A 7,585-nucleotide genomic window follows, 5' to 3' on the forward strand; every position below is an offset into this window, starting at 1 on the left:
CAGGAATAATCTTGAATTTTGTCGTGCCTGCTTTTTTCGCGATTCCAGTACAGCTGTCATTCCATCGCGAAAATAACACCAAACGATCATCTAATGATCGTGCGCTGCCATCGGGATTATGAAGGGTGTTGAACTCACGCAATCTCGCGACAATTCCTTCTTTGAACGTCAGCGGACGATAGATACTGCTTCCATCAGGACAGATGTATTTTGGATGATTAAGATTATTTTCCGCAACACACGCGGTGTGCAACGCATGAACACCCCGCGCATAGGTTGGCGCAATATTCATGAGAATATAGGCTGACAATCGCTGCTCTTGTTCTGCTGTTCGATTTCTTTCATCAACAGGATCTGAGGAATCATCGCTTCCAAACCCTTCAAAACCAAATCCAGCAAAACCATTCTCTCTGCTGTTCATGCGATCATAGATTTGTCGTTTGCGAGGATCACCAAGAACTTCATAGGCTTCCGCTACTCTCGTGAATATTTCTACATGTTCATCGCTTCCTTTATTTCTATCAGGATGATATTTCAATACAAGTTGTCGAAATGCTTTTCTTACTTCTCCCGCACTTGCTGTTCTTTGGACACCAAGTGTTGCGTAATAGTCGTTCATGATGAGCAGAAAACACACGCCATTTTTATAATTTACTACTATTATGTGATTAATCAGAAAAGATGGGATAGAAAAGGCATAATCTCATTTGTAACCCCTTTTTAGTGGTAATCCTTCAGTAAAATATATAAATAAGTGGCTCTTTGGGGTTGTTATGGATAGATATAGACTAAGACCTACAGCTGGACTCCTTGAAGAACAAGGATGTGGCGCGGCTTCTGCAGCGTATACTCGACTTTTAGTAGTTGGACATTCATTGCAGCCCGTTCCAAATGCGACGTATGGCCGCGCTGAGTTGAGAAAAGTACTTCCTGAAACAGTTGATATTCTTGTTGAAAAAATGGAGAAGGATATCTCTTTTCGCGGAGATCAACTTCGCTGGACTATTCTTGGAGAAGGAACAAGACGATTAGGAGTAAGAGGTGGATGCGATATTTATGTTGGCATTCAAACACCTCGAGCTGCCTGTTCAGGATCACGCATTGCTGGAAGATATTGCGCAACACAAACAGGTGAGTGGGGGTATAAAATTGCTGTTGAAGCAGGAAAACTCGCAATTCTTTTACCACGATATGACAAAAAAGATATTTGTGCTTTTGTTCTTGAACAGATGACAGGAATTTCAACAAGATAATGCTCTATCCAAACATTTATTAGGAAATCATCACCTTCTTTCTGCATGAAACTCTGGCTTGCCCCACTTGAAGCAGTGAGTGATTGCGCATTTCGAACACTATGTTATAGACATGGCGCTGATCTTACTTTTACTGAAATGATTCGTGTCGATAGTTTGGTTCGCGGCAATAAGTCGACATTGCAAATGCTTGATCTCCTCAGCGAAGCGCCGACAGGAATTCAGTTACTTGCAGTGAAGCCTGCGAGCGCGCAGGAATTTGTTTCGCAATTTTCCTCCTTTTCTTTTCAGCATGCTCCACGGCAAATAAATTTGAATTGTGGCTGCCCAAGCCCTGACGTGATTCGTCAAGGTGGCGGCGCCGCGCTCGTGAAAAGAATACAGCGACTGCAGGAATTGGTAAACATATTTCGCAAACTTTCTCTCCCCGTAACATTAAAAATACGTCTTGGATTAAACGCGTATGAACAAAAAAATAAAACATATTTGAATCTTTTGAAAGCTGTTGACGCTGACGCGTTTATTGTACACGCACGACATGCACGCCAGAGTTCCTCAGAAGCAGCGGATTGGAGTGTTTTTGAAGAATGTCTTTCTACTGGCAAACACATTGTGCCTAACGGCGATATTACTGAACGAGAGCATATCGCACACTTCAAACAACTTGGAATAAAAGAAGTGATGATTGGGAGAGCCGCTGTGCGAAATCCATCTGTGTTTTCTTATTTGAAAGGTGGCGAGAAGAGAAGTATTGACGCGTTGCGACAGGAGTATCTCCAGCTTTGTAGCCAATATCCTAATATTCCAAAATATAAAGAAAATGTTCTTACCTATTTAGGAAAAGAAAAAGAAAATATTCACAATAAAAAATGGTTGATGTGAATTTACGCTGCCGCTCTTTTTACTATTTTAAGTCCTGCAACAAATCGTGAATTATTGTCTATTAATTTTATCAGGTTCTCGACAGTAACTTCTTGTCCATTTACATAGAAATTGATTCCTTCATAAATAGGGCCTAACGCGTTGATCATATCTGTATAAATGGTATAAACTTCTCTTCCTTGCGCCTGATATGTATCTTTTAATCCTGTAAAATCATGATAATTACGATAAAATTTTTCAGACCAGACTTGAACGCCTTTTCTATTATTTTTAACAAGTTCTGCTCTACAATTTCTTAAGAATTGTATTGCCTGCTGTTGGAAAAGAAGAAATTTACTTTCTAACCCTTGTCCTTGTTTTTCTGCTCTTGCTTTTGTTCCTAATCCTTTAATGCGATCTAATAATCCCATAACTTTTTTTGCACAGCAAGAATTTATATAGTTTTTGATTGAAACCATAGTCACTAAACCGTAGTAAGCTTTAAAAAGGAAAGAATAGTTCTTCTGGAGATGAGAGAAAGTAAAGGTACTATAGATGATAATGTTCATTATCTTCCAGGATGTAAACCTGCGAAAGACAATTATGCTTATGCGCAAGTAAATGAAGGCTTACGAAATGCGATATTAGAAAATGAATGTGACAAAATTCGACGACAAAGAACTGCTGCGCTCATTTACGCTCCGCTCCTTTTCGCAGTGGGAATAGTGTTAGGATACACAATTCATTATATGCAAACAGAGCGTACTGCGGAAGACACTAACACACCTGCTGAACAAACAATAGACAAATAAAGTTTTATAAACCAATTCTCTTTTTTCTCTTCTATGGAAAGCCTTTTGCCTTTTGAAAAGATCAAACGAGAAGTGTTTATCCGCAAACACGCAGAGACCTCTCCCAAATTTGGCAAGCGACCTGAAGAGCGGACGACAAAAGAACATCTGCACCTCGGGATTGTCAATATCGACAAACCCGCAGGACCAACATCACACCAAATCAGCGGGTATGTTCGGCAAATGCTTCATCTCAACAAAGCAGGACATTCTGGAACACTGGATCCTAACGTGACTGGAGTTTTGCCTGTCGCGCTCGGTGACGCAACAAAAGTTGTTCAGGCATTATTGCCTGCCGGAAAAGAGTATATTTGCATCATGCATCTTCATGATGATTATTCTGAAGAACAAATTCGAAAGGTTTGCGCTTCTTTTATCGGGAAGATTAAACAGCTACCACCTCTTAAATCCGCAGTCAAGCGAGAGTGGCGGTATAGAAAAATTTACTATCTTGATGTTCTTGAAGTCGATGGACGAGACGTCTTGTTTCGCGTTGGTTGTCAGGCTGGAACATACATTCGAAAACTTTGCGCAGACATTGGCATTGCGCTTGGTTCCAATGGACACATGCAGGAACTTCGGCGAACAAAAGCAGGCTGCTTTAGTGAAGATTCCCTTTGCACGATGCATGATCTCGCTGACGCATTTTGGTATTGGAAACATGAAAATAATGATACCTTGCTCCGCAAATTTGTTTTTCCGCTTGAACGCGCAGTTGGACACCTTCCAAAAGTGTGGGTTTTTGACACGACTGTGGATAGCCTTTGCCATGGCGCTTCATTGAAAGTTCCTGGAATCAGCAAAGTGGAAAGCGATATTCAGGTGGATGATTTTATTGCAATCATGAGTCTTAAAGATGAATTAGTGGCATTTGGCAAAGTGCACATGATTTCTAAAGATATACAAAAAAAAGACAAAGGGCTCGCTGTCAAGGTTGAACGAGTGTTTATGAGTCCAGGAGTTTATCCGAAGATGAGTGTGTAGGAGAATTATTTTCTTGTCTTCAGTTATCATTTTTTTGGAGATTATCTTCTTTTGTAAAAATCACTTATACACCAAGACCCCATTGCTCACGCAATGGGTCCCCCTGACAGTTTTGTTTTTGCGGGTGCGTGTTTTTGAGTAGCCAAGCCATATGAAATAATCGCCTTGCAAAGTCCTAATACACAATTCATCCTTTTATTATTTTTATAGTAAACATTATGACTAGAAAAATCCATCCGTTCAAAGAAATTAAAGAAAAAAACAAAACTAAATATTCAATTTATCAGCGTAGGTGCTGACAACTGGGATTTCCCATTTCTCGCCCATTAAGACTTTAATGATTGCGATCAAAGACACGATTCCAAGGACGACATACAACACTGATCCGAAAATCCATTCTAAAAATGGAATCATACTGATTATTGAAACAGCAATCCACACGATCAACATAATTAACCCTTGTTTTGCATGAAAATGCACAAAATCATCATCTTTCTTTATCAACAATGGAATAAGCACTAATATCCCCAAATAGGACAGTATTCCAAAAACAACTTGTTCTCCTGTTGGTTTTCCCATCTATAATCATCCTCTTTTTGGTATTATATACCTTTCTTCGCTATTCTCTGGAAAGATCGCTATATATAATTTACTATTTTCGATCCTATCGTCGCAACATATATAAACAACTGTTCGGATGTATATAATAAATGAATAAAAATAATAAAGAAAATCATAAAAACATGAATGATAATAATAATAATGATAATAATAATTCCAATTCTGAAGAAGATTACGATCAATACCTTGGCCATCTTGACGAAGCGCCAAAACACAAGCCGTCCACTACTGTTGTCAAAAAAGCGACTGGTGACGTTCTTACCTTCAAACAATTCACTCTGGACAAATTTCAGGTTGACGCGATTCGCGCGATTGAGGAAAACGAATCTGTAGTTGTTACCGCGCAGACTGGTTCTGGAAAAACACTGATCGCAGATTACATCATTGACAAGTTCATGCATTCTGGCAAACGCGTCATTTACACCGCGCCAATTAAAGCATTGTCCAACCAAAAATTCCGAGATTTCAAACGAGATTATGGAGAAGAAAAAGTAGGAATCATGACAGGAGATTTTGTCATTAACTCTCACGCGCCTATTTTGATCATGACCACTGAGATTTACAGAAACATGCTTTTGTGCAATGATCCTTCTCTTGAACATGTGAGTTATGTTGTTTTTGATGAAATTCACTATATCAACGATATTGAGCGCGGCACGATCTGGGAAGAGTCATTGATCTTTTCTCCCGAGAGTATTCGTTTTCTTTGTCTCAGCGCGACAATTCCAAACGCCCATGAATTCGCGCATTGGATTGAAACTATCAAAGAACACAAAGTGCATGTGGTCAGCAATGATAAGCGAGTTGTTCCACTCAAACATCTTCTTTTTGATTCGTATCTTGGCATGACTGACATTGCTTCTGTTCAAAAACACGCAAAAGAAATAGAAAATATTCCTGATTATTATGACGCAAGAAACAGAAAACACAGCATGCAGGGAGGCCATAAACAAGGCAAGAAGAAAAAAGATTACAAACTCCCTTCGCACATGGATCTTGTCAAAGACATGCAGGCCGCAGGATATCTCCCCTGTATCTATTTCGTCTTCTCACGAAAAGCAACACAGGAGAAAGCTGAAGAGCTTATCCGCACAATGAATTTCGCAGAAGGGAAAGATATTCCCACTATTGTTTCCATGTATAATAAATATATCCATGAAGACATTAAACAACTTGAGTCGAGCAAAACATTGAAACGATTTGTGCAACGTGGAGTCGCTATCCACCACGCAGGAATGCTGCCTAAACAGAAAGAACTTGTGGAAGAACTTTTTGCAATTGGACTGATTAAAGTGTTGTACGCAACAGAAACATTCGCGGTAGGGATTAACATGCCCGCAAAAGCAGTCTGCTTTAACACGCTTGAAAAGTATGATGGCATCAGTTTTCGCTATCTGCACACGAAAGAATATTTCCAATTAGCTGGTCGAGCAGGACGGCGAGGAATTGATCCTGAAGGATACGCGATTGCATTGTATAACAGAAACCATGATGATCTTTCTAAGATTGAAAAATTGTGTGACAAAGACGTTGAACCCATTATTTCTCAGTTTACACTCTCGTACAATACTGTTTTGAATTTATTGGATCAGCATAATGAGCGTGAAATTGAAATTATTCTCAAAAAAAGTTTTGATTATTATTTAAAAAAGAAAAAATTTGGGAATATCCGAGTGATGGCTTCCTTCCACAACAAAGTCAAAACATTACAGAAATTAGGATATGTTTCTTCTGATCGGAAGCTCACTGAGAAAGGACAATTCGCGCGATTGATTTACGCGTATGAATTGTTGATTGCTGAACTTTGCACTTCTTCGATTGCGCATGAACTGACTGATTTAGGAATGATTGCGACGCTTGCGACGATCATGTTTGAAGGAAGACGGGGTGTTGAATTCAGCAGGCATTATGACAAAAAAGCAGTTGGAAATACGCTCCGCGTTTTGAGCAAGCATCCGTTGATTTTCAAAAAAATAAATGTCAGTGTCTTTAAAGGACTGCATCCTTTGATTACACACTGGTACAATGGCGGTGACTTTGTGCAAATGATGCGCTATTCGAATATGCTCGAAGGCGATTACATCAGATTGTTCAGACAAATTCTTGATATGTTCAAACAGATCAAGCGAGCAACGCATGATTATGATTTGATTAAGATCGTTGATCGATGCACTGCGAAGATTGACAGGGATGTAGTGAAGGTTGAGTTTTAGGTTGAGATGAAACAAATGAAATGAGGAGAGAGCGTAATTTCTCTGTTTCAGAATATATTAATTACTCTATTTATAAGCCAAGCATAAATAAATAATGCTACCGCCCATATCAAAAATCGAACAAATGTCATCAAATAAAATCTTGGTCTAGCAACCATCCCAGATAGTTTAAAGACATTCTTTGTGATTATATTAATTAAACGAAAAAAACCTCCAAAAATAAATGTCAACAATGAGGATTGCAAACCAAGTTCATATTTAGCATAAATTGACAAAAGAAACCCAATCCCGCCAAACAGGAAGAATGAACTCTCAAGATGCAACTTTTCCAGAATTTTCTCGAAGTTTATGTCTTGCATTTTGTAATTTAGCTTTGCTATGTTTATATATTTATCGAGCCCTGGATCTTATTGTAACCCCTAACGAGATTATCTGAGGTTTGCGGGAGGAGATTTTGGAAAAGCAATGTGCAATGATGTGTCTGTTAAATTATCATTCAACGATGTTTTCCTAAAGAAAAAGTGAGACGTCATCGAGAGAACGAAATAGAAGATCGTTTTCTAAGGTGCTAAAAGATTAATTCTCCTGCGATTAGAAGGATGGTGCTCGCCTTATTCTTTCATAGACTTAAACCAATCAGATGATGGCTTTTGGAATAAGTAAATTGACATCCTCCCATGCCTAAAGGCCTCGCTTCGCTCGCCCCTCCGCTTCGCTTCGGGGATGGGATTCCAGTAAAGAGTGGCTTTGGCGTGATGCGCCTCGAGATAATTCTTCGCTTTGTCCAATGTTATGTGTCCTA

At 39.2% G+C, this 7,585-nt stretch carries 9 protein-coding genes; 5 read left to right on the forward strand and 4 right to left on the reverse strand.

The window, feature by feature from the left end; genetic code table 11:
* Positions 1–619: J domain-containing protein (locus HZC31_04830; protein ID MBI5002685.1), on the reverse strand; the 619-nt coding region annotated here is incomplete at its 3' end.
* Positions 620–773: 154 nt separating this feature from the next.
* Between HZC31_04830 and HZC31_04835 the strand changes: the two genes are divergently transcribed.
* The gene (locus tag HZC31_04835; GenBank protein MBI5002686.1) at positions 774–1,253 is read left to right on the forward strand and encodes a hypothetical protein; all 480 of its coding nucleotides are present in this window, start codon (positions 774–776) and stop codon (positions 1,251–1,253) included.
* 45 nt (positions 1,254–1,298) lie between these two features.
* On the forward strand, positions 1,299–2,135 hold the full coding sequence (locus tag HZC31_04840; GenBank protein MBI5002687.1) for a tRNA-dihydrouridine synthase family protein: 837 nt from the start codon (positions 1,299–1,301) through the stop codon (positions 2,133–2,135).
* A gap of 2 nt (positions 2,136–2,137) precedes the next feature.
* On the opposite strand, the gene HZC31_04845 is transcribed toward HZC31_04840, so the two are convergent.
* A complete protein-coding gene (locus tag HZC31_04845) occupies positions 2,138–2,545 on the reverse strand; it encodes a hypothetical protein (GenBank protein ID MBI5002688.1) in 408 nt (135 codons plus the stop codon).
* Between the two features lie 99 nt (positions 2,546–2,644).
* Between HZC31_04845 and HZC31_04850 the strand changes: the two genes are divergently transcribed.
* The gene (locus HZC31_04850; protein ID MBI5002689.1) at positions 2,645–2,926 is read left to right on the forward strand and encodes a hypothetical protein; all 282 of its coding nucleotides are present in this window, start codon (positions 2,645–2,647) and stop codon (positions 2,924–2,926) included.
* 33 nt (positions 2,927–2,959) lie between these two features.
* Positions 2,960–3,949 (forward strand): RNA-guided pseudouridylation complex pseudouridine synthase subunit Cbf5, encoded by a 990-nt coding sequence (locus HZC31_04855; GenBank protein MBI5002690.1) that lies wholly within the window; start codon positions 2,960–2,962, stop codon positions 3,947–3,949.
* 267 nt (positions 3,950–4,216) lie between these two features.
* Here HZC31_04855 and HZC31_04860 read toward each other — a convergent pair whose 3' ends face one another.
* Positions 4,217–4,528 carry a DUF4870 domain-containing protein gene (locus HZC31_04860; protein ID MBI5002691.1) on the reverse strand — a complete coding sequence of 104 codons (312 nt, stop codon included), beginning with the start codon at positions 4,526–4,528 and terminating at the stop codon, positions 4,217–4,219.
* A 131-nt stretch (positions 4,529–4,659) separates the two neighbouring features.
* On the opposite strand from HZC31_04860, the gene HZC31_04865 reads away from it, so the two are divergent.
* Positions 4,660–6,783, forward strand: a complete 2,124-nt coding sequence (locus HZC31_04865) for a DEAD/DEAH box helicase (protein MBI5002692.1) — start codon at positions 4,660–4,662, stop codon at positions 6,781–6,783.
* A 47-nt stretch (positions 6,784–6,830) separates the two neighbouring features.
* Here HZC31_04865 and HZC31_04870 read toward each other — a convergent pair whose 3' ends face one another.
* Positions 6,831–7,142, reverse strand: coding sequence for a hypothetical protein (locus tag HZC31_04870; protein MBI5002693.1), 312 nt, complete (start codon positions 7,140–7,142; stop codon positions 6,831–6,833).
* Between the last annotated feature and the right edge of the window lie 443 nt (positions 7,143–7,585).

The organism is Candidatus Woesearchaeota archaeon (genome assembly GCA_016214075.1).
GTDB lineage: Archaea > Nanobdellota > Nanobdellia > Woesearchaeales > DSVV01 > JACRPI01.

Excerpts from the sequence above, each read along its gene's own strand:
- HZC31_04835 (MBI5002686.1), top strand. The coding sequence starts at position 774 with ATGGATAGATATAGACTAAGACCTACAGCTGGACTCCTTGAAGAACAA.
- HZC31_04840 (MBI5002687.1), top strand. The coding sequence starts at position 1,299 with ATGAAACTCTGGCTTGCCCCACTTGAAGCAGTGAGTGATTGCGCATTT.
- HZC31_04845 (MBI5002688.1), bottom strand. The coding sequence starts at position 2,545 with ATGGGATTATTAGATCGCATTAAAGGATTAGGAACAAAAGCAAGAGCA.
- HZC31_04850 (MBI5002689.1), top strand. The coding sequence starts at position 2,645 with ATGAGAGAAAGTAAAGGTACTATAGATGATAATGTTCATTATCTTCCA.
- HZC31_04855 (MBI5002690.1), top strand. The coding sequence starts at position 2,960 with ATGGAAAGCCTTTTGCCTTTTGAAAAGATCAAACGAGAAGTGTTTATC.
- HZC31_04860 (MBI5002691.1), bottom strand. The coding sequence starts at position 4,528 with ATGGGAAAACCAACAGGAGAACAAGTTGTTTTTGGAATACTGTCCTAT.
- HZC31_04865 (MBI5002692.1), top strand. The coding sequence starts at position 4,660 with ATGAATAAAAATAATAAAGAAAATCATAAAAACATGAATGATAATAAT.
- HZC31_04870 (MBI5002693.1), bottom strand. The coding sequence starts at position 7,142 with ATGCAAGACATAAACTTCGAGAAAATTCTGGAAAAGTTGCATCTTGAG.